Source organism: Pantoea sp. ABR1s (assembly GCF_057812235.1).
Window position 1 is genome coordinate 93,231 of record NZ_JBSZSY010000001.1, and the last position, 21,834, is coordinate 115,064.

6 protein-coding genes are annotated in these 21,834 nt (G+C 56.9%); 2 read left to right on the forward strand and 4 right to left on the reverse strand.

The window, feature by feature from the left end; translation table 11 throughout:
• Positions 1 to 276: 276 nt before the first annotated feature.
• The gene (locus ACXKZD_RS19500) at positions 277 to 3,174 is read left to right on the forward strand and encodes an autotransporter outer membrane beta-barrel domain-containing protein (protein ID WP_400370089.1); all 2,898 of its coding nucleotides are present in this window, start codon (positions 277 to 279) and stop codon (positions 3,172 to 3,174) included.
• Between the two features lie 40 nt (positions 3,175 to 3,214).
• Entirely contained in the window at positions 3,215 to 3,532 is a 318-nt protein-coding gene (locus tag ACXKZD_RS19505; protein WP_033760000.1) for a NirD/YgiW/YdeI family stress tolerance protein, read from the forward strand.
• Between the two features lie 62 nt (positions 3,533 to 3,594).
• On the opposite strand, the gene ACXKZD_RS19510 is transcribed toward ACXKZD_RS19505, so the two are convergent.
• The 4 genes from ACXKZD_RS19510 to ACXKZD_RS19525 form a co-directional block, all read right to left on the reverse strand.
• Positions 3,595 to 4,839 carry an HlyD family type I secretion periplasmic adaptor subunit gene (locus tag ACXKZD_RS19510; RefSeq protein WP_010257175.1) on the reverse strand — a complete coding sequence of 415 codons (1,245 nt, stop codon included), beginning with the start codon at positions 4,837 to 4,839 and terminating at the stop codon, positions 3,595 to 3,597.
• Entirely contained in the window at positions 4,836 to 7,112 is a 2,277-nt protein-coding gene (locus ACXKZD_RS19515; RefSeq protein WP_158601662.1) for a type I secretion system permease/ATPase, read from the reverse strand. The genes ACXKZD_RS19510 and ACXKZD_RS19515 overlap by 4 nt, the downstream gene beginning before the upstream one ends.
• 88 nt (positions 7,113 to 7,200) lie before the next feature.
• Entirely contained in the window at positions 7,201 to 8,415 is a 1,215-nt protein-coding gene (locus ACXKZD_RS19520) for a TolC family protein (protein WP_072123945.1), read from the reverse strand.
• Between the two features lie 393 nt (positions 8,416 to 8,808).
• On the reverse strand, positions 8,809 to 21,579 hold the full coding sequence (locus ACXKZD_RS19525) for an Ig-like domain-containing protein (protein WP_488982098.1): 12,771 nt from the start codon (positions 21,577 to 21,579) through the stop codon (positions 8,809 to 8,811).
• Between the last annotated feature and the right edge of the window lie 255 nt (positions 21,580 to 21,834).

Sequence of the window (21,834 nt, forward strand, 5' to 3'; positions counted from 1 at the left end):
TATCTTAATTTTTAATGGAAATTCCTCGCGAATAGGGCATCGCCTTTAACGTTTACTTAAAACAGGCACACTTGCGATGCCTTTACATAAATCCTTTTCCCGCTGCATAATCCCGCAACATTTGTATGCGCACTGCCATTAATGGGATCAATAAAAACTACAACTTATTGGTATCGCTTAAATATCGCTGCTGCTTAACACCTGAATAACAACTCACGATTCAGGTGCCATTTAACGATCAGACTATCAATAAATTCTTAAGGAAGAGTGACTGAGATGAATAATAAATTCCCGCGAAATAAAATCGCAAAAGCATTAATGCTGGCAAGTGGGATGGGGGTTGTGCCTCTGATTAGCTATGCTGCAGTCATCGGAAGCCAGACAGGCAATGAGATCATCTTAACTGATGGCACCACGCTGATTGCCGACCAGTCATCTGGCGACGGTTATTATGGCATCCTGGTTAATGGCGCTACCGCCGCAACGGTTACCATCGGCAGCGGCAGCACAGTTCGCGTGACAGATGCTGAACGTTATGCAAAAGGGATTTTTATTGAAGCGGCAAACAGTGAATTTACTGCAGATAAGTTAACCCTCAACGTTTCCGGTAAAACAGCGGTCGGCATTGAGTTCGGCGGAAAAAATGTAACCGCCAGTTTAGGATCCGGTTCCTCGGTCACCACGGTAGCATCAGGTGATTCTTTCGCCGAGGGCGTCGTTGTCAGCAATAGTTCCTCGCTGCAGGCAAATAACCTGCAAATAAGCACCCAGGGCACTGGCGGAACGGCTCTGCGCGTCAGTGGTTACGGAAGTCACGCCAGTCTGGGCGACGACAGTAATTTACAGACGAATGGCCTTAACAGTAATGCCGTTCAGGTTGATAACCTGACCGGTGAGTCGATTAATGGCGTGGCCACGTTGAAAGCAAATGCATTGACGATCAACACCCTTGGCAATAATTCGCAGGGTATTAATATCCAGGATAATGGTTCGGTTGATCTGGGCAGCAACTCGACCATTATTACCACTGGGGATCTTTCTGCTGGCATCTGGAGCTGGGGTGAGCTGAAGGCCGATCATCTGACAATCAGTACTGCGGGTGAGACCTCTGCAGGTCTGTCAGGCCGTGACAACAGCCTCTCAAACATTGGTGCTGGTAGCGTGATCTCCTCTGATCAGACTGGCGGCATTGTGGCTATGGGCGACAATGCTATCGTTAACTTCATTGGCAGTGAAGAAGAACGCAATACGGTCTATTCAGCAGGTTTTTATGGCGTATCCGCACAGTCAACCGGCGCAACCATTAATCTGCAGAACACCGATATTATGATGAAAAATGTGGATACCATGACCCTGGGTATTTGGTCCACAAGCGGTGGCACAGTTAACGGTGATGCAGTGACCATTACCGGCCCGGAGAATGCTACAGGTGTCTACGCCATGGCTGGTGGTAAAGCGAATCTTACGGGTGATTTGACCATTGATATGAGCTCCCCGGATGGGATAGCCATGGCTACGCAATATGATGAAGGTTATACAGCAGGTGTCATCACCACCGACGGAAAAGCGCAGATCGTTGGTAGCGTTTTATCCCGGGCCGGACTCATCGACCTCAATCTGACATCGGGTTCACTCTGGTCTGGCAGCGCCAGCAGCGATAACGTCAATAATGGCCATCTGAACGTTAATCTGACCGACAGCACCTGGAATGTATCGCGAACATCCAATGTCGATAATCTGACATTGAGTAACTCGCTGGTTGACCTCTCTGCAGCCTCGGATGACGCAACCTATTCAACATTGACTATCGCCAACCTCAGCGGCAGAGGCGACTTCGCCTTGCGCACCAATCTGGCAGGCGATGGTGCTGGCGTGAATAACATTGGCGATAAAGTTGTGGTGACAGAGAGTAGTTCCGGTGATTACGGTCTGACCATACAGAACCGCGGCAGTGCCGTCACCACTGGCAACGAAGTACTGACTGTGGTTGAAACGACTGATGGCATCGCCACCTTTAAAGGTAACGCCGACGTGGAACTTGGTGGCTATGTTTACTCGGTCAATAAGCAAGGCAACAACTGGGTACTCTCCTCACCTAAAGCACCAGAAACCCCTGAAGCAGATGATCCGGCCGTTATCCCTGCGGATGAGCCTGCCACGACTCCTGCTAATGAGCCTGCCGCGACTCCTGCCAATGAGCCTGCCGCGACTCCAGCCGATAACGGTGGCACGGCGCCTGCCGGGCAAGACAACGCAACTTCCCCTATTACCAGCACGGCCAACGCAGGGGCTAACTTCCTCAACACTGGCTATCTGATGAACTATGCCGAAATGCAGACGCTGATGCAGCGTATGGGTGATGTTCGTCAGGGTAAGACAGCCGGGAATGTCTGGCTGCGCGCTATAGATGGACGGTTCAGCGGCTTTGATAATGGCAAGCTGAGCCGTTTCAGCCTGAACTACACCGGTTATCAGTTTGGGGTCGATAAACGTTTGTCCGATGAAATTCCGATCTATCTGGGCCTGTTCATGGGGGTAACTGAAGGATCGCCTCATTACCAAAATGGTAACGGCAACATCCGTTCTGAGCATTATGGCTTCTACACCACCTGGGTAAATGATGCCGGTTTCTATGTTGATGGCGTTGTGAAAGTCAACCGGCTAAGGAATCAGTTCAATGTTCACGATACACAGAATAACCAGGTATCCGGTAACGGTGTCTCTTCAGGTCTGAGCGGATCGCTTGAGGCGGGCAAAAAGTTCAGCTTCTCTGATCGGCTGGCAGGTTTTTATCTTGAACCACAACTACAGCTGACAGCAGGTCATCAGGATGGTGCTTCCGTAGGTGCGTCTAATGGTCTCAATATCACACTTTCAAGCTACAAATCACTGATGAGCCGGGCAAGCGTGCTGGCAGGGTATGAAATCAATCAGAGCAATTACAAACTCAACACCTATGTAAAAACGGGTGTAATGCGCGAGTATGCCGGGGATGCTGCTTATGCTCTGAACGGATCAAATGAACGTCTTTCCTTTAAAGGAAATGGCTGGAATAACGGCGTCGGCCTGAGTGCCCAAATCAGCAGCCATACGCTCTTCCTGGAGGCCGATATGGTAGACGGAAAACGTTTTAACCAACGTCAGGTTAATGCTGGCTACCGTTTTAGTTTTTAGAATCAGCGTGCAGCAAGCGCTCGTATAACAGGAGGTGTTAATGAAAAAAACATTATGGATGCTGCTGGCCTTGATCTGCTCAGGATCCGCTTTCGCACGGCAGGAGTCCACCATCGCAGAAGCAAAAAACATGCGAGACGAACGTCATGTTACCCTTACCGGTACGATTAGTGGACGGGCTGACGATGACCACTACTGGTTACAGGACTCAACGGGTCGTATACGTATTGATGTCGACGAGGATGACGAAGACGACGACGGCTTCCTTATTGGTAAAAAGGTACGGATAACGGGTGAGGTAGATCGCGATGACGGGCATAGCGAAATCGATGTTGATCGGCTCTTCATTCTGAAGTAATTCCGGACTTCTGTGTAAAAAAGCCAGCTATAGCGCTGGCTTTTTTACATTCAGGGCAGGTTTTACTTTTCGCGAAACGCTTCCTGTACGCGCAACAGAGGACGCAACAGATATTGCAGCAGGCTCTTCTCGCCCGTACGAATATCAACGGTGGCCGTCATACCGGGAATCACCCGTAGTTCCTGACTGCCGCTTTTCGTCAGCGTATTATTTTCCGTTAATACCATTACCCGGTAATAAGTATCATCGACGCCTGGCCTGCGGGCAGCTTTACTCTCCTCATCTTTTAGCGCGCCCGAACTGATACTTTGAACATGTCCGGTCAGGCCGCCATAAATCGAATAGTCATAGGCAGAAATTTTTACCACAGCTTCCTGACCGGGTGCCAGAAAAGCCACATCAGAGGGCCGGATACGGGTTTCCACCAGCAGCTGGTCATCCAATGGTGTCACCTCCATTATTGCGGCACCAGGCTGGATCACACCGCCAAGCGTATTGATTTTAATACTGTTAACAATGCCTCGTACTGGCGTGCGGACTTCAGTACGCTCAAGCGTATCATGGCGGCCATGGGCAGTTTCCTGCAGGCTTGTCATCTCAACATCGACTTTGGACAGTTCATCGTTAGCCTCGTTACGGTAGCGGTTTTTTCGCTCGGTAATTTGCAATTCGGCATCATTCATCTGACGCTCAAGTTTCAGAACCTCAGTTTTTGACAGCAGCGATCTGGCTGAGAGCTGTCGCGCCATTTCAAGCTCTTTCTGCAGCAATGTTTTTGACTTCAGATAGCCTTCAATTGACTCATTTACCGCCCTTTTGCGTAGTTTCCAGGCATCGGTTTCACGGGTAACCAGTTCAGGTACTTTCATGACCTCTGGTGGGAACACAAGCTCGCTGCCGGTCGCTTCTGCTTCAAGACGCGCGGCCTGGGCTTTCAGTGCCAGCAGGCGGTTAGCGCTTTCGCGGAAGGAGGCTTCGGCGCGCGTGGGATCGATTTTGGCCACAACCTGACCTTTTTCAACCGTATCGCCTTCATGCACCATTAACTCCTGCAAAATACCGCCCTCCAGGCTTTGCAAAACCTGTTCGCGGGAACTGGGCACAATTTTGGCTGACCCGGTTGTCACCTCTTCGATGTTGAAATTGGCGGCCCAGACGATTACCAGCACCATTAACGCCACGCTGCCCCAGGCAATAAATAGCCAGCCTTCCCAGCGATCCTGACGGGCGGCCCTCACCATGTCACTGGCTGTATGTTCGGTCAGGCGCTTTTGATCAACGTTTTTATCAGGGGACAGGCTGCTCATACTGTTACCTCGCCAGATTGTGGCTGACGCTCTGTGCTTATCTCAACGCCAGCATGTTTCGCTGCGTTACGCAGCACCGATGCGGCCGGGATCTTCCCGCTGTTTAATAAACCGATAATCTCTTCACGCGGCCCATCAGCTACTTTGATGCCTTCATCCATCACAATCACCCGATCAACGTATTTCAGCACTGCCGGACGGTGGGTCACGATAATCACGGTTCGGCCTTCCATTGCCGGGATGAGCGCCTGCAGGATAGTGCGTTCCGACCCCATATCCATCCCCGATGTAGGTTCGTCCAGTAGCAGAACATCCGGATTCGACAGAATGGCGCGAGCCAGGGCTATCGCCTGCTTTTGTCCGCCGGAAAAGTTTTCACCACGCTCACTGACAGGCATACCAAAGCCCATGGGATGGGCCGCGACAATATCACTCACCCCGGTCATTTTTGCAGCGGCCATCAGTTCTTCGTCGCTGGCATAGGGTGCTCCCATCACCAGGTTGTCACGCAGCGAACCATACATAAAACGTGGTTCCTGATTGACCAGCGCGATACGAGTCCGTAATTCCACCGGCTCGACCTGGCCTATATCTACGCCAGCAATGGTGATCGTGCCTGTTGTGGGTGGATATAGCCCAACCAGCATGCGCAGCAGCGAAGATTTACCGCTGCCCATTTTGCCCAGTATGGCAACCCGCTCGCCCTGACAGAACCGGACATCTAGCTGCTCAACGATGGCAGGTAAATCGTCTTTATAACGTAATGAAACGCCCTGACAGACAATCCCGGTCTGGCTGCCCTGGGGAAGCTGCACATAAACCTTCTCATTATCGCGTTCAGCAGGGGCCTGCATCACTTTATTGAGGATGGCCAGCGAGGTTTTTGCCTGCTGAATACGCAATCCCAGCGCGGCAAGCGTTGCTATGGGCATTATGGCGCGCCCCATCAGGGTCATAGTGGCAATGATGCCTCCCATTGAGATATCACCATCACCGACCAGATAAGCACCCCAGACCAGCAGAATAACGGTACCAAACTGCTGGGTCGTCTGAATGACGCTTGAGCCCATAGTGGCAAGGAACCGCGATTTCATATTCACTGCAGAGAGTTTTACGCTGGCAACATCGTGTTTAGAGGCGACCAGGTTTTCAGCACGCAGAACTTTGATGGTCTCAAGATTATCCAGTGATTCAATAACCAGACCGTAACGGTTACTGCCTATTTTCATTGACTCTTCAGCGTGGCGTTTCAAAGGGATCTGCATCAGCAGCACCATCGCCACGATGACCACTAATATCAGGATCACACACCAGACCAGTGGCCCGGCAACCAGATGGATTACAACCAGGAAGAGTAAAACAAAGGGTAAGTCAGCAACCGTCGTTAAAGCGGCTGACGTAGTAAGCTCGCGGACGCTGTCAAAGCTTTGCATGACATTGCCAAATGCACCGCTGGATTGGGCTCGACCCGACATTTTGCCGTTCAGCACGTGACGAAAAAGTTGTGCGCCCAACACCAGATCGATCTTTTTACCGGCGCGATCGGTAATCCAGGCCCGACCCAGCCGTGCAGCCAGTTCAAACAACAACGCCAGACTCACGCCGATAGCCATCGTCCAGAGTGTTACGTAGGTCTGGTTAGGCAGTACCCGGTTATAAACCGTCATGGTGAATACGGACATCGCCAGAACGAGCAGGTTAATAACGACTGACAATGCGGCGGCTTCAAAGATATAACGTTTGAATCCCCACAAAGTATTCCAGAACCAGTGCCCTTTACCGACATGGACAATGTCATCGGCACGATGATCAAGATAAGACTTAGGTCGCAGCAGCAGCAACTCGCCGCTATAGTGCTGAGCCAGGCGAGCGAAATCGACCTCAACAGGCTGGCTGCCCAGTGCGGGATCGATAATGGCGCACTTCTTTTCACTACACTGTGTCAGCACGCAGTAGCCCGTTTCCAGACGCATGATGGCGGGGAGAACAAAGCTTTTCACATCCGTCAGGTCAATCTTCTGCCAGGCAGCACTCATGCCGCGGCTCTGCAGCGTGCGCAATGCCCAGTCATTCTGGGCGCTGATATCAGCGTCTGGTGGAAATGCAGGCATACCCACACGTAAAGCATTTAGCGTAAGCCGGACGTCAAACAGGCGCAGTGCGCTTTGCAGTGCAACCAGCAAAGTCTCCTGCGTATCTGATGGCGATCTGGATAACACTCTGTTTTCAGCATTCAGTTCAGAGCCAGCAGGCTCAAATTGTATATCAGTCACAATGGCGTCCCCTGGACAACTAATTCATTCTGGTCTGGCGGCAAAGCATGACAGCGGCCAGAAATACTCGTTTTTTACGTCAGCGTGATTAGTGCACCGCTTCGATGGTATTCGCTGGTAAAGCGTTAACCTTCTGCACCAGTTGGCTGGTTTTACCCAGTGCCGCAACGATGTTCCATTGCGCAGCCAGGTACTGCATCTGCTGCTCCTGATAACTTGCGAGACTGGTGTAATAGTCGGTAGCAAACGAGATTAAATCCGTTAACGGACGCTGCCCCGCGAAGAACTGTACCTCCCCCGCTTTCCAGGTTTTCAACGCGGTTTCTGACTGTCTCTGTAATGCATTGAGCTGGCGTTCACGAAGCGGTAAGGAGACCCACAGCTGATCCAGCTGCTGTTTCAATGTCCGGAGTGTTGCATCCTGATCCGCCTCTGCGGCAATGAGTCGCTGAGTTTCAGCTTTGGCATTTGCCCTGCCAGCCCCACCATCCCAAAGATTGATATCGCTGCTCACCTGTAACGTCACCGCTTTAAACGGTTCCATTTCACCGTTGCGCTTTGGACTGTCCATACTCAGTTGCACACTCCATTTCGGCCTGTTCCACTTAGAGGCCAGATCCACTGCGGCTCTCGCTTCTTCTTTACGCTCGCGTGAGACCGCCCAGTTGGGATTTTCTTTCAGTACCTGTTGTGCCTGTGCCAGTGACGCGGGCAACAGACCCGCTTTTTTCAGATCGGGCAGGCCTCTGGTGATAACAATCTCGTGGTTCAGCAGCGAGCTGAGTTGCTGCTGCGCTTGTATATAGGTGGTGTAGCTCATTTCACGACTGGCAATCACGGAATTGAGGCGAGTCGCAACCTGATTGATCTCAGAAGCTCTGCCGCTATCAATACTGGCAATATTCTTTACCCGATTAAGCAGATCCTGCAGTGCGTTAATTTCTTTATCCAGCACAGCGACCACTGTGGCATTAGTGGCTGCAGAGGTGAAAAGAGAAAGCACCTGCTCGTTGAGATTTTCGCGCGTGACATTTACCTGAGCCTGCTGCATGGAATAAGCAGCCTGCTTTCCGGCAACGCTCGCATCAGTACGTCCGTGATCGTAAAGTAATTTACTTACAGTGATATGCGGGGAGACCGGGTTATTCTCATAACCGGGTTGACCTGAATATCCTGATGCGCTGATACCCGTGCTGATCTGAAAACCATCAGCGGCTTTTGCCTGATCGATATCATACATAGCACCGGTGCTGTTTGATAAAGCAGACTTTACCGATGGATGGTCGGCTGTCATACGAATCATTTCAATAAAGTCCGTTGCATGGGCATTTAACAGGGGATTAAAAAATAGCAACCCCGCAATTAAACCATGCAGCGAACATCTGGATTTTGTAGTGAACAAGTTTTTTTTCATAGTTAACTCAAAATAACAAATAAAGTGGGATGGCTAATTTCTCTGTCGCTAATTCAATCCTGCGACCGGAACTGTTTTAACCGCCCGACATGTCATATGGCAACGTTAATTCTGCTAAAAAGAAATATTTAGGTTTTACATGCTGCTCACATGCCTTTATTTATTTTTTTCATCTGCGCAATCAGATCTGGGGCTCACCTGATGGGCCTGCCTTAAACAGGCCCATCAGGTGAGTTTGATGTGAAAAAAAGCTGGCGATGACCGAAGTCATCGCCAGTTCTATCAGATAACGTTTAAGCCATGCTGGATTAACAGCTTGACAGTGGTGTCATCATTATTGGTATAGACGTCATAATTAACGCCATTTTCAGTTTGTGCGGCTGAAGCCGTCCATTCTGATTTTCCAATATTAACGGTATCAGTTGCATTACTATTGTTTGAACTTCCCACATCTCCCGTAATATGTAATGTGTTCGCTTCACTACCATTATCTTTAGTAATTTCGAGCACATCGCTGGCGCTGATAAATAATGTTTGCGCCGTGTTATTACCCAGATGGATAGCTTCAATTCCACTAATTTTGCCTGATACCGTTCCGAGTTCTAAATCGTTATTAGAATCCCAGACCAGCGTATCGTGACCTTCTCCTCCTTTCACACTGCTAAAATGAGTACTGTTAATGACGATAGTATCATCGCCCTCTTTTGCATCGACGGAATTCGCGCCGCGTGCATCCAGTACATCATTACCTGAAGTGCCATTAAGATCGTACTGAGCAGGTTGATACTCAATATGCGTCGATCCCGTTTCAGACGTCAGTCCCAGTGTCTCGTTCAGATCAACTAAGCGGCCTTTGATTGCTGAGCCATCGCCGTCGCCCACGCCCTGATCGGTCCAGGTCACGTAGAGCTGACCGCCCGCCAGGAAGGTCGCATCGACTTCAACCTGCTCACCATAGGTCAGCTGGTTGATCTGGATCTGCTGGCCCACTTTATTACCCGCAGCATCAAAGTACTGTGCGTAGATACCGCTGGTACCTGCACCCGGCGCGATGTCGGTTGTTGACAGGAAAACGGCAATAAAGCTGCCGTCAGCCTGACTGACCACCCTCGCCATGTGCTGATCGCCAGCCGTCGTGGTGTTGATCAGGAATTCGCTGGTCAGCGCCGTACCGTCTGCCGCGTAGATGCGGCCCCAGACGCTGTAACCATTCTGATCCGGTCCGCTGGTATCGTTAGAGTCCCAGGTCACCACGTAGTTACCGTTTTGCAGCGCACTGACTGCGGATGACGCCTGATTGTTAGTCAGGGTCTGGTTCGCTACGAAGCTGCCTGTTACAGCATGCGTTGACGGATCATAAACTGACACACCAACATCATATCCGGTGGCTTTAATCGCATAAGTAATCGCAACCTGGCCATTTTCCAGCGTTGTAACAGATGGCAACGGCTCCCATTCAGGAATGATGGCATTTGCGTTCAGGGTCGTGGTTGCCAGCACGGTCTCCGCCGTGACCGGCGTGCCGTTTGCGTCATACTGACGGCCATAAACCGTCCAGTTGCCGTTCAGGCTCGCTTCCCAAACCACCAGATAACCGCCGTCTTCCAGCGAAGTGATCACCGGAACGCGCATTTTGCTGGCGGCGGTGCTGGAGTCCACATTGTACTCTGCGCCATTAGTCACGACGCCGTTCACGTTACCCGCACCGTCGTAGCTGTAGGTATAGCCCTGACCCTTGATATGCGCACCGGAATCCGTGCTCCACACCACCTGGAAAGTGCCATCTGACAGCACGGTAACCTGCGGCGTGATCTGGTCGCCCGCTGTGGTGGTGTTCACCGTGAACTCCGCCCCGACCGGCTGGCCTTTCGCATCCAGCAGCTGGCCCTTGACGCAGCTGCCGGAGCCGTCTCCGCTCGCCGACTGCCACACCACGATGGCGCCGCCGTCCGGCAGGCTGGCTACCGACGAGACCGTCTGCGCTCCCGTGGTGGTGGTGTTCACCGTGTACTCGGAGTAGAACGCCGCATCCACGTCAATCACGATACCTTCAATGCCGGTTCCCGAACCGTCCACGTTGTCCGACTGCCACGTCACGTATACGCTGCCGTCCGCGGTCAGCACGGCGTCAAAGATGTGCGTTGCATCCACCGAGTCGCCACCGGTACCCTGGTTGCCGCTCGTGGTGGTGTTCACCAGGAACTCGCGTCCCACCCTGTTATCGTTCGCATCAAAGCGCTGTGCGTAGATGGCCGAGCCATCCCCGTCGCCGCCTTCGGAGCCCCAGATAAGCAGGTAGCCGCCATCGTCCAGCGCCACGCCGACCGGCTTATACTGCTTGCCGCTGGTGTAGCTGTTGACGATGAAGTCACCGCTGCCGACCAGCGTCAGCGTTCCGGTGGCGGCATCCACGCGGTAGTGCACTGCGCGGATGTCAGAGCCGCTGGTGCCGCTGTCGCTGCTGTCCCAGAACACCACGATGCTGCCGTCGTTCAGGGTGATAACGTCCGGATAGTTCTGGGAGCTGTCCGTGGTGGTGTTCACCTGGAAGTTACCCCCCAGTGGCGTGCCGTCTGCGGCAAAAATCTGCCCGACAACCCCGCTGCCGCTGGTGTCACCCGGACCGCTGGTGGCGTTCCACACGGTCACGTACATGCCGCCGTGCGCCGCATCGGTAAAGGCCGCCATTTCCGGCCCGCCGGAGCTGCCCATGCCCTTGCCGGTTGCCACCGTCACTTCGCCCGTCACCGGCTGGTTATCCGCCCCGTAGCTGCGCTGCACGATGCCTGTGCCCTGGTCTTCCCAGCTGATGATGTAGCCGCTGTCGGCGGTTGCCATCGCACCCGGACGGTTCTGCGCACCGCTGTAGGTGGTGTTCACCTGGAACTCGTCGGTCACCGCCTGGCCGTCGGCGCCGTAGCGGCGCGCCATCACGCCGTCGCCGCTGTTGTCCAGTCCGTTAACGTTGGACTCGTAGACAATCAGAAAGCCGCCGTCGGTCAGCGCGATCACCTGCGGGCTGTCCTGATTGTTGGCCGTGCGCTGGTTCGCCTGCTGCTCGGTGCCGATTTTATGCACACCGTCTGCCTCGTACAGCTGCATGTAAACCTCGGTGCCGGAGGTGCCGTCACCCTGCCACGTCACCACGATGCGGCCGTCCGCCAGCCGGGTGACCGACGGGTTGAGCTGATCGCCTGTGGTAGTGGTATTCACCTGCGCGCTTTCATTCAGCAGATCGTAAGCACTCAGTGCGGCTCCGGAGATCAATACTGGCTGGCTCTGGTTACCTGCCGCGTCAATAGCCGAGAGCGTTCCGTTTTCACCGACACTGAGTGGGTTAGGTACAATACTCCATACACCCTCAGCATCTGCCACCGTGGAGTAAACCGTTCCAGCCGCATTCGTTACGATAACAGTAGCGCCTGCTTCGGTCTGGCCACCCAGAGTCTCCTTAGTATTGGTAGAGAGGCCCACGTTCGGCGGCAGTACATCGGTGTCGCTCGACGCTGGTGTCGTCGCAGGCTGATAGTCAATGGTCGTCGGATCGTTGTTGTCCGGCGTCATTTGCTCCAGTCCCAGCGTTTCAACCAGATCCACAACGCGTCCTTTAATCGCCGAGCCTTCGCCGTCACCCACACCTTTGTCAGTCCAGGTCACGTAGAGCTGACCGCCCGCAAGGAAGGTCGCATCGACTTCAACCTGCTCGCCATAGGTCAGCTGATGGATCTGCATCTGCTGGCCCACTTTGTTACCCGCTGCATCAAAGTACTGCGCGTAGATGCCGCTGGTACCTGCACCCGGTGCCGTATCTGTTGCAGACATAAAGAGCGCAACGAAACTGCCATCAGGACGGCTCACGACTTTCGCCAGATGTTGATCGCCTGCTGTTGCCGTGTTGATCAGGAACTCGCTGGTCAGCGCCGTACCGTCTGCCGCATAGATGCGGCCCCAGACGCTGTAACCGTTCTGATCCGGTCCGCTGGTATCGTTAGAGTCCCAGGTCACCACGTAGTTGCCGTTATCCAGCGCGCTTACTGCAGGTGACGCCTGATTATTAGTCAGGGTCTGGTTCGCTACGAAGCTGCCGGTTACCTCATGCAGTGAAGGATCGTAGATCGACACGCCTGCGTCATACCCGGTACCTTTAACGGTATAGGCGATAGCGACCTGGCCGTTTTTCAGTAACGTAACAGACGGCAGCGGCTCCCAGTCAGCGCCAAAGCCCAGCACGCCGTTTACGCTCAGCGAAGTCGTAATCAGCACAGTCTCCGCCGTGACCGGCGTGCCGTTTGCATCATACTGGCGGCTGTAAATCGCCCAGTTACCGTTCAGGCTTGCCTGCCATACAACCAGATAGCCGCCATCTTCCAGCGAGGTAATGGCTGGTTCAGTCAGTTTACTTGCCGTGGTACCGGTGTTAACGCTGAACTCTGTGCCACCAGCCACCAGACCATTTACATTACCCGCACCGTCATAGCTGTAGGTATAACCCTGACCCTTGATATGCGCACCGGAATCCGTGCTCCACACCACTTCGATATGGCCGTTCGTCAGGACCGTAACCTGCGGCGTGATCTGGTCGCCCGCCGTGGTGGTGTTCACCGTGAACTCCGCCCCGACCGGCTGGCCTTTCGCATCCAGCAGCTGGCCCTTGACGCAGCTGCCGGAGCCGTCTCCGCTCGCCGACTGCCACACCACGATGGCGCCGCCGTCCGGCAGGCTGGCTACCGACGAGACCGTCTGCGCTCCCGTGGTGGTGGTGTTCACCGTGTACTCGGAGTAGAACGCCGCATCCACGTCAATCACGATACCTTCAATGCCGGTTCCCGAACCGTCCACGTTGTCCGACTGCCACGTCACGTATACGCTGCCGTCCGCGGTCAGCACGGCGTCAAAGATGTGCGTTGCATCCACCGAGTCGCCACCGGTACCCTGGTTGCCGCTCGTGGTGGTGTTCACCAGGAACTCGCGTCCCACCCTGTTATCGTTCGCATCAAAGCGCTGTGCGTAGATGGCCGAGCCATCCCCGTCGCCGCCTTCGGAGCCCCAGATAAGCAGGTAGCCGCCATCATCCAGCGCCACGCCGACCGGCTTATACTGCTTGCCGCTGGTGTAGCTGTTGACGATGAAGTCACCGCTGCCGACCAGCGTCAGCGTTCCGGTGGCGGCATCCACGCGGTAGTGCACTGCGCGGATGTCAGAGCCGCTGGTGCCGCTGTCGCTGCTGTCCCAGAACACCACGATGCTGCCGTCGTTCAGGGTGATAACGTCCGGATAGTTCTGGGAGCTGTCCGTGGTGGTGTTCACCTGGAAGTTACCCCCCAGTGGCGTGCCATCTGCGGCAAAAATCTGCCCGACAACCCCGCTGCCGCTGGTGTCACCCGGACCGCTGGTGGCGTTCCACACGGTCACGTACATGCCGCCGTGCGCCGCATCGGTAAAGGCCGCCATTTCCGGCCCGCCGGAGCTGGCCATGCCCTTGCCGGTTGCCACCGTCACTTCGCCCGTCACCGGCTGGTTATCCGCCCCGTAGCTGCGCTGCACGATGCCTGTGCCCTGGTCTTCCCAGCTGATGATGTAGCCGCCGTCGGCGGTTGCCATCGCACCCGGACGGTTCTGCGCACCGCTGTAGGTGGTGTTCACCTGGAACTCGTCGGTCACCGCCTGGCCGTCGGCGCCGTAGCGGCGCGCCATCACGCCGTCGCCGCTGTTGTCCAGTCCGTTAACGTTGGACTCGTAGACAATCAGAAAGCCGCCGTCGGTCAGCGCTATCACCTGCGGGCTGTCCTGATTGTTGGCCGTGCGCTGGTTCACCTGCTGCTCGGTGCCGATTTTACGTATACCGTCGGCCTCAAAGAGCTGCATGTAAACCTCAGTGCCGGAGACACCTGCGCCCTGCCACGTCACCACGATGCGGCCGTCCGCCAGCCGGGTCGTCGACGGGTTAAGCTGATCGCCTGTGGTAGTGGTGTTCACCTGCATACTTTCATTCAGCAAGCTATACGTAGCCAGTGCAGATCCCTGGAAGGCCACTGTATCGCCCTTGTTCCCTGCTGGATCGATAGCGTAGATCTCTCCTGACTCGCCAGCTGAGATTGGGTTAGGTGCTATCACCCACTTACCCTGCTGATCGGCTACTACGCTATATTCCGTGCCGTTCTTATCGACAATGACAACCACAACGCCAGGCTCAGTAACACCGCTCAGTGACTCCTCTGAGTTTCCTGAAATCCCAACGTTAGGCGCTGTGATATCGATAATAAAATCCCAGCTACTGCTGATTTCACTGACGTTACCTGCAGCATCCGTTGCCGTCGCCGTAATACCGTGTGTCCCTTCCAGCAGGTTAGTGGTCGGCGTATAGCTCCACTCACCCTGTGCATCTGCCGTCACTGTCGCAAGCAGGATGCCATTGTCATAAAGCGTAACCAGCGAGCCTTTTTCCGCCTTGCCGGTAAAGGTCGGCGCCGGATCGTCAATGACATTACCTGCCACTGGTGAGGTGAACTGCAATGTACCGACGTCATCCTGTAATGACTGGATGATCACTGGTTCTGGCGGTGTGGTATCCACATTCAGGGTAAATTTCGCCTCGCTGCTGTTGCCCGCTGCGTTAGTTACCGATGCCGTAAAGACGTGCTCACCGTCTGCCAGCTCCGCCACCGCGAATGTCCACACGCCGCTGCTGTTTGCCGTGCTGCTGCCCAGCACCGCGCCCGATTTGTCGCTGATGGTCACCACCGCGCCCGCTGCCGCCGTGCCCTGCAGCTCCGGCGTGCTGTCGTCGGTCAGGCCGCCGTTCAGTACCGCGCCGGTGATGCTTCCCGCATCGTCGTTCGCCTGGTCAATGCTCAGCTCCACGCTGCTGCTGTCCAGCCTGAAGGTCGAGCGCTCGCCGCGGGTTTCGTTCCCCGCCGCGTCCGTCACCTTCACCTGCCAGCTGTAATCGCGGTCCGTCAGCGTGCCCAGCGCCAGTGTCCAGTTGCCGTCCGCATCCGCCACCGTGCTGCCTGCCGGCGTGCTGCTGTCGTCCAGATATACCGTCACCGTCGCGCCCGCTTCCGCTGTGCCCTTCAGCACCGGCGCGCGGTCGTCGGTTACCCCGCCGCTGGCGACTTCGCCCTGCACCTCACCCTGGGCGTCCATCAGCGCCGCCACGGCCGCCTCCGGTGCCACGGTGTCCAGCACCACGTTAAACGCGCCGGTCTCCGCCGAGGAAACCCCCGCCGCGTTCACCGCCGTCGCCGTCAGGTCATAGCGGCCGTCCTCGCCCAGCGCCGCCGTGGTAATGCTCCAGCGGCCGTTGTCATCCGCCACGCCCGACCCCGCGTTTACCCGGTTGCCGTCCGCATCCGTGGCCCACACGATGACCGTCAGCCCCGCGCCCGCGGTGCCGTTCAGCGTCAGCGTGCCGTCGTTGGTGAACTGGCCCTTCTGCAGGAAGCCGCTGTCCGCGTCTTCACCCTGGCTGTAGTCGTCCACCACGTTTTCAATCGCCGGCTGCGCCGGGGCGCTGGTCAGGACGCTGAAGTCCCACGCCGCATCCGCCGTGCCGCTTACCTGCGGACCTTCATTGCCCGCCGCGTCCACCGCCGCGACCGTCAGGGCGTGTGCCCCGCTGCTCATCGCGCTGTCCGGCGTCCAGCTCCACTTGCCGTCCGCCTCCACCGCTGCGCTGCCGATCAGCTTGCCACTGTCATAGATATTGACGCTGACCACACCCTGCACTATTCCTGCCGTGCTCACGCTACCGCTGTAGGTCGGGCGTGCATCATCAGTCGTTGCACCGTCGGCGATCTCGCCCCGTACCGGACCGACGTCATCGGTCAGCGTGATGCTGCTGTCTGTAAAGGCGTCGGTATCCGGCGCAATGGTGTCGACGGTAAAGCTCCAGCCATCGTCATCAGTGCCGCTCACCTGCGGGCCTTCGTTACCCGCCGCGTCCACCGCCGCAACCGTCAGGTCGTGTGAGGATCCGTCCGCCATATCCTGCTCCGGCGTCCAGCTCCACTTGCCGTCCGCGCCCACCGCTGCGCTGCCGATAAGCTGGCCGTTATCATAGATATTGACGTGATCGATGTCGGCGGTTGCGTCGCCGGAGAAGGTCGGCCGTGCGTCGTCGGTGACGCTGCCATCCAGGATCTCGCCGGTGATCGCACCGACGTCGTCGGTCAGGGTGATGCTGTCGATGACAAGGCCCGAGGTCTGGTTATCCGGCGGCGTGCTGTCTGTCGGGCCGTCGATCACAACGCTGTTGCTGTTGCCCGCCTCGTCGGTGGCTTCCACCACGACGTCTTTGGCGTCCACGCCCGCCGGATTCGGCTGGATGCTCCAGTGACCATCCGCGTCCGCCACCGTGCTGGTCACGCTGTCGCTGACCGGATCGGTGATCACGATCACCGCGCCCGGCTCGGCGTTACCGGCCAGCTCGTCTTCGGTGTTGTTCGTGATTTCCGGAGCCGCCGTGCTGGTATCCAGCTTAAACGGCCATTCTGCGCCAGGCGCGGAGATGTTTCCTGCCGCGTCCGTACTAACGGCTTTGATACTATGATCGCCGTCTACCATATTGGTGGTCGGCGTATAGCTCCAGTTGCCCTGCGCATCCGCCCGAACGCTGCCCAGCACGCTGTCGCCGTCATACAGCGTAACCAGCGAACCTTTTTCCGCCTTGCCGGTAAAGGTCGGCGACGGATCGTCCGTTACGCCACCACTGGCCGTAGACGTGCCCTGTACAGTGCCTACATCGTCAATCATCCCGGTGATGGTCGGCAGGACAGGTGCGATGGTGTCAACGGTCAGGGTAAATTTCGCCTCGCTGCTGTTGCCCGCTGCGTTAGTTACCGATGCCGTAAAGACGTGCTCACCATCAGCCAGCTCCGCCACCGCGAACGTCCATACGCCGCTGCTGTTTGCCGTGCTGCTGCCCAGCACCGCGCCCGATTGGTCGCTGATGGTCACCACCGCGCCCGCTGCCGCCGTGCCCTGCAGCTCCGGCGTGCTGTCGTCGGTCAGGCCGCCGTTCAGTACCGCGCCGGTGATGCTTCCCGCATCGTCGTTCGCCTGGTCAATGCTCAGCTCCACGCTGCTGCTGTCCAGCCTGAAGGTCGCGCGCTCGCCGCGGGTTTCGTTCCCCGCCGCGTCCGTCACCTTCACCTGCCAGCTGTAATCGCGGTCCGTCAGCGTGCCCAGCGCCAGTGTCCAGTTGCCGTCCGCATCCGCCACCGTGCTGCCTGCCGGCGTGCTGCTGTCGTCCAGATATACCGTCACCGTCGCGCCCGCTTCCGCTGTGCCCTTCAGCACCGGCGCGCGGTCGTCGGTTACCCCGCCGCTGGCGACTTCGCCCTGCACCTCACCCTGGGCGTCCATCAGCGCCGCCACGGCCGCCTCCGGTGCCACGGTGTCCAGCACCACGTTAAACGCGCCGGTCTCCGCCGAGGAAACCCCCGCCGCGTTCACCGCCGTCGCCGTCAGGTCATAGCGGCCGTCCTCGCCCAGCGCCGCCGTGGTAATGCTCCAGCGGCCGTTGTCATCCGCCACGCCCGACCCCGCGTTTACCCGGTTGCCGTCCGCATCCGTGGCCCACACGATGACTGTCAGCCCCGCGCCCGCGGTGCCGTTCAGCGTCAGCATGCCGTCGTTGGTGAACTGGCCCTTCTGCAGGAAGCCGCTGTCCGCATCCTCGCCCTGGCTGTAGTCGTCCACCACGTTTTCAATCGCCGGCTGCGCCGGGGCGCTGGTCAGGACGCTGAAGTCCCACGCCGCATCCGCCGTGCCGCTTACCTGCGGACCTTCATTGCCCGCCGCGTCCACCGCCGCGACCGTCAGGGCGTGTGCCCCGCTGCTCATCGCGCTGTCCGGCGTCCAGCTCCACTTGCCGTCCGCCTCTACCGCTGCGCTGCCGATCAGCTTGCCACTGTCGTAGATATTGACGTAAATGATGTCTGCGGTAGTCGTGCCTGAGTAGGTCGGACGTGCATCGTCAGTGACAGAGCCATCTTCAATCTTGCCCTGTACCGGACCGACGTCATCTGTCAGTGTGATGCTGTCCGCCACTAAACCCGATGTCTGGTTATCCGGCACCGAGGTGTCAACGGTAAAGCTCCAGTCGCCGTCTGCCTGCGGGCCCTCATTGCCCGCCGCGTCCACCGCCGCAACCGTCAGGTCGTGTGAGGTGCCGTCCGCCATATCCTGCTCCGGCGTCCAGCTCCACTTGCCGTCCGCGTCCACCGCTGCGCTGCCGACGAGCTCGCCGTTGTCATAGATGTTGACGTGATCGATGTCGGCGGTTGCGTCGCCGGAAAGGGTCGGCCGCGCGTCGTCGGTGACCGAGCCGCTGGCAATTTCGCCGGTGATCGCACCGACGTCGTCGGTCAGGGTGATGCTGTCGATGACCAGGCCTGAGGTCTGATTATCCGGCGGCGTGCTGTCGCCGGGGCCGTTGATCACAACGCTGTTGCTGTTGCCCGCCTCGTCGGTGGCTTCCACCACGACGTCTTTGGCGTCCACGCCTGCCGGATTCGGCTGGATGCTCCAGTGACCATCCGCGTCCGCCACCGTGCTGGTCACGCTGTCGCTGACCGGATCGGTGATCACGATCACCGCGCCCGGCTCGGCGTTACCGGCCAGCTCGTCCTCGGTGTTGTTCGTGATTTCCGGAGCCGCCGTGCTGGTGTCAACGGTAAAGCTCCAGTCGCCGTCTGCCTGCGGGCCTTCGTTGCCCGCCGCGTCCACCGCCGCAACCGTCAGGTCGTGAGAGGTGCCGTCCGCCATATCCTGCTCCGGCGTCCAGCTCCACTTGCCGTCCGCGCCCAACGCTGCGCTGCCGACGAGCTCGCCGTTATCATAGATATTGACGTGATCGATGTCGGCGGTTGCGTCGCCGGAAAGGGTAGGCCGTGCGTCGTCGGTGACCGAGCCGCTGGCAATCTCGCCGGTGATCGCACCGACGTCGTCCGTCAGGGTGATGCTGTCGATGACCAGGCCCGAGGTCTGGTTATCCGGCGGCGTGCTGTCTGCCGGGCCGTCGATCACAACGCTGTTGCTGTTGCCCGCCTCGTCGGTGGCTTCCACCACGACGTCTTTGGCGTCCACGCCCGCCGGATTCGGCTGGATGCTCCAGTGACCATCCGCGTCCGCCACCGTGCTGGTCACGCTGTCGCTGACCGGATCGGTGATCACGATCACCGCGCCCGGCTCGGCGTTACCGGCCAGCTCGTCCTCGGTGTTGTTCGTGATTTCCGGAGCCGCCGTGCTGGTGTCAACGGTAAAGCTCCAGTCGCCGTCTGCCTGCGGGCCTTCGTTGCCCGCCGCGTCCACCGCCGCAACCGTCAGGTCGTGGGAGGTGCCGTCCGCCATATCCTGCTCCGGCGTCCAGCTCCACTTGCCGTCCGCCTCCACCGCTGCGCTGCCGACGAGCTCGCCGTTGTCATAGATATTGACGTGATCGATGTCGGCGGTTGCGTCGCCGGAAAGGGTCGGCCGCGCGTCGTCGGTGACCGAGCCGCTGGCAATCTCGCCGGTAATCGCACCGACGTCGTCGGTCAGGGTGATGCTGTCGATGACCAGGCCTGAGGTCTGGTTATCCGGCGGCGTGCTGTCGCCGGGGCCGTCGATCACAACGCTGTTGCTGTTGCCCGCCTCGTCGGTGGCTTCCACCACGACGTCTTTGGCGTCCACGCCCGCCGGATTCGGCTGGATGCTCCAGTGACCATCCGCGTCCGCCACCGTGCTGGTCACGCTGTCGCTGACCGGATCGGTGATCACGATCACCGCGCCCGGCTCGGCGTTACCGGCCAGCTCGTCCTCGGTGTTGTTCGTGATTTCCGGAGCCGCCGTGCTGGTGTCAACGGTAAAGCTCCAGTCGCCGTCTGCCTGCGGGCCTTCGTTGCCCGCCGCGTCCACCGCCGCAACCGTCAGGTCGTGAGAGGTGCCGTCCGCCATATCCTGCTCCGGCGTCCAGCTCCACTTGCCGTCCGCGTCCACCGCTGCGCTGCCGACGAACTCGCCGTTGTCATAGATATTGACGTGATCGATGTCGGCGGTTGCGTCGCCGGAAAGAGTCGGCCGCGCGTCGTCGGTGACCGAGCCGCTGGCAATTTCGCCGGTAATCGCACCGACGTCGTCGGTCAGGGTGACTGAGTCACTGACAATGCCGGAGTTGATGTTATCTGGAGGAGTTATGTCCGGTCGGGAACCATTGGACGGCGGAGAGACATTACCCGCAGGATCGACGACCACGATAGTTACGTCGGTATCCCCTTCATTGACAGGGTTAGGCTGGATACTCCAGTCACCATTTTCATCAACTACAACTGTGGTGGTTTCACCGGTACTGCCATCGGAAATAACCACAGTTGAACCAGGTTCTGCTTTACCTGAGATTTGTTCATCATCATTGCTATTTATAACCGCCGCTTCTGGCGAAGAGGTGTCAGTAAACTCTTCAGTCAGGCTACCGCTATTGCCCGCACTATCAGTTACCGTAACAGTGACGGTGCCATTTGGTTGTGAAGTCGGTGCTTCTACATACCAGTTACCTTCACTGTCCGTCTGGGTCGTGATCTGGGTGCCATCAGGCAGTTGAATGACAACCTGTGAGTCAGGGCTATTCGATGTTCCGGAAAACTCTGGACGACCATCATTATCACTGTCCGCAACAGGATCAAGTGTCACTGATACACTCTTAGCGGAAGAGTCATGGCCACTGCTACCACGCCCGGACGCACCAATAGCAACGCCGCCTGCCGCGCCGCCCAGCAGCATAAAGGGCAACCAACCAAAATTGTTGTGACTGGCAGTCAGCGGATCGGCACTGGCATATCCTTCACCACCTAATACCTGTTCACCGCTCTGACCTTCAGTTAAAGCTGGCGGATATTCAGCGACATCGCCGGAAGTCGGCACATATTCATAAAACTGACCATTTTCGCCCAGCCCAATCAGATGAACGTTTTCATTATCATAATAATCTTCCAGCACAATATCAGGATGCTGAGAATCATCCTGGCTAAAGAAAAGCTGCAGATTATTGCCAACGCGCCTGGTTACAACCATTTGCGGAGCATGTCCTGTAGCGCTATCGATCAGTTCTATATTTAATGCACCCTGATGCGGAACTTTGATCGTTGTAGGATTTTCAGATTTTGTATCAACAGTGTATGAAGAGATAATACCCTTCACGCCACGCAAGTTCACTTTCAACATAACAACCTTCTTAATTAACGAGGATTGATTAAATTCAATAGAAATAAGGCTTTCACAAACCTTTAATCTCTATATTCATATACTTCGAATAACCGTGATTTTATG

Bases quoted from the DNA above. Each gene is read 5' to 3' on its own strand.
- ACXKZD_RS19500 (WP_400370089.1), top strand. From the start codon at position 277: ATGAATAATAAATTCCCGCGAAATAAAATCGCAAAAGCATTAATGCTG.
- ACXKZD_RS19505 (WP_033760000.1), top strand. From the start codon at position 3,215: ATGAAAAAAACATTATGGATGCTGCTGGCCTTGATCTGCTCAGGATCC.
- ACXKZD_RS19510 (WP_010257175.1), bottom strand. From the start codon at position 4,839: ATGAGCAGCCTGTCCCCTGATAAAAACGTTGATCAAAAGCGCCTGACC.
- ACXKZD_RS19520 (WP_072123945.1), bottom strand. From the start codon at position 8,415: ATGATTCGTATGACAGCCGACCATCCATCGGTAAAGTCTGCTTTATCA.
- ACXKZD_RS19525 (WP_488982098.1), bottom strand. From the start codon at position 21,579: ATGGTTGTAACCAGGCGCGTTGGCAATAATCTGCAGCTTTTCTTTAGC.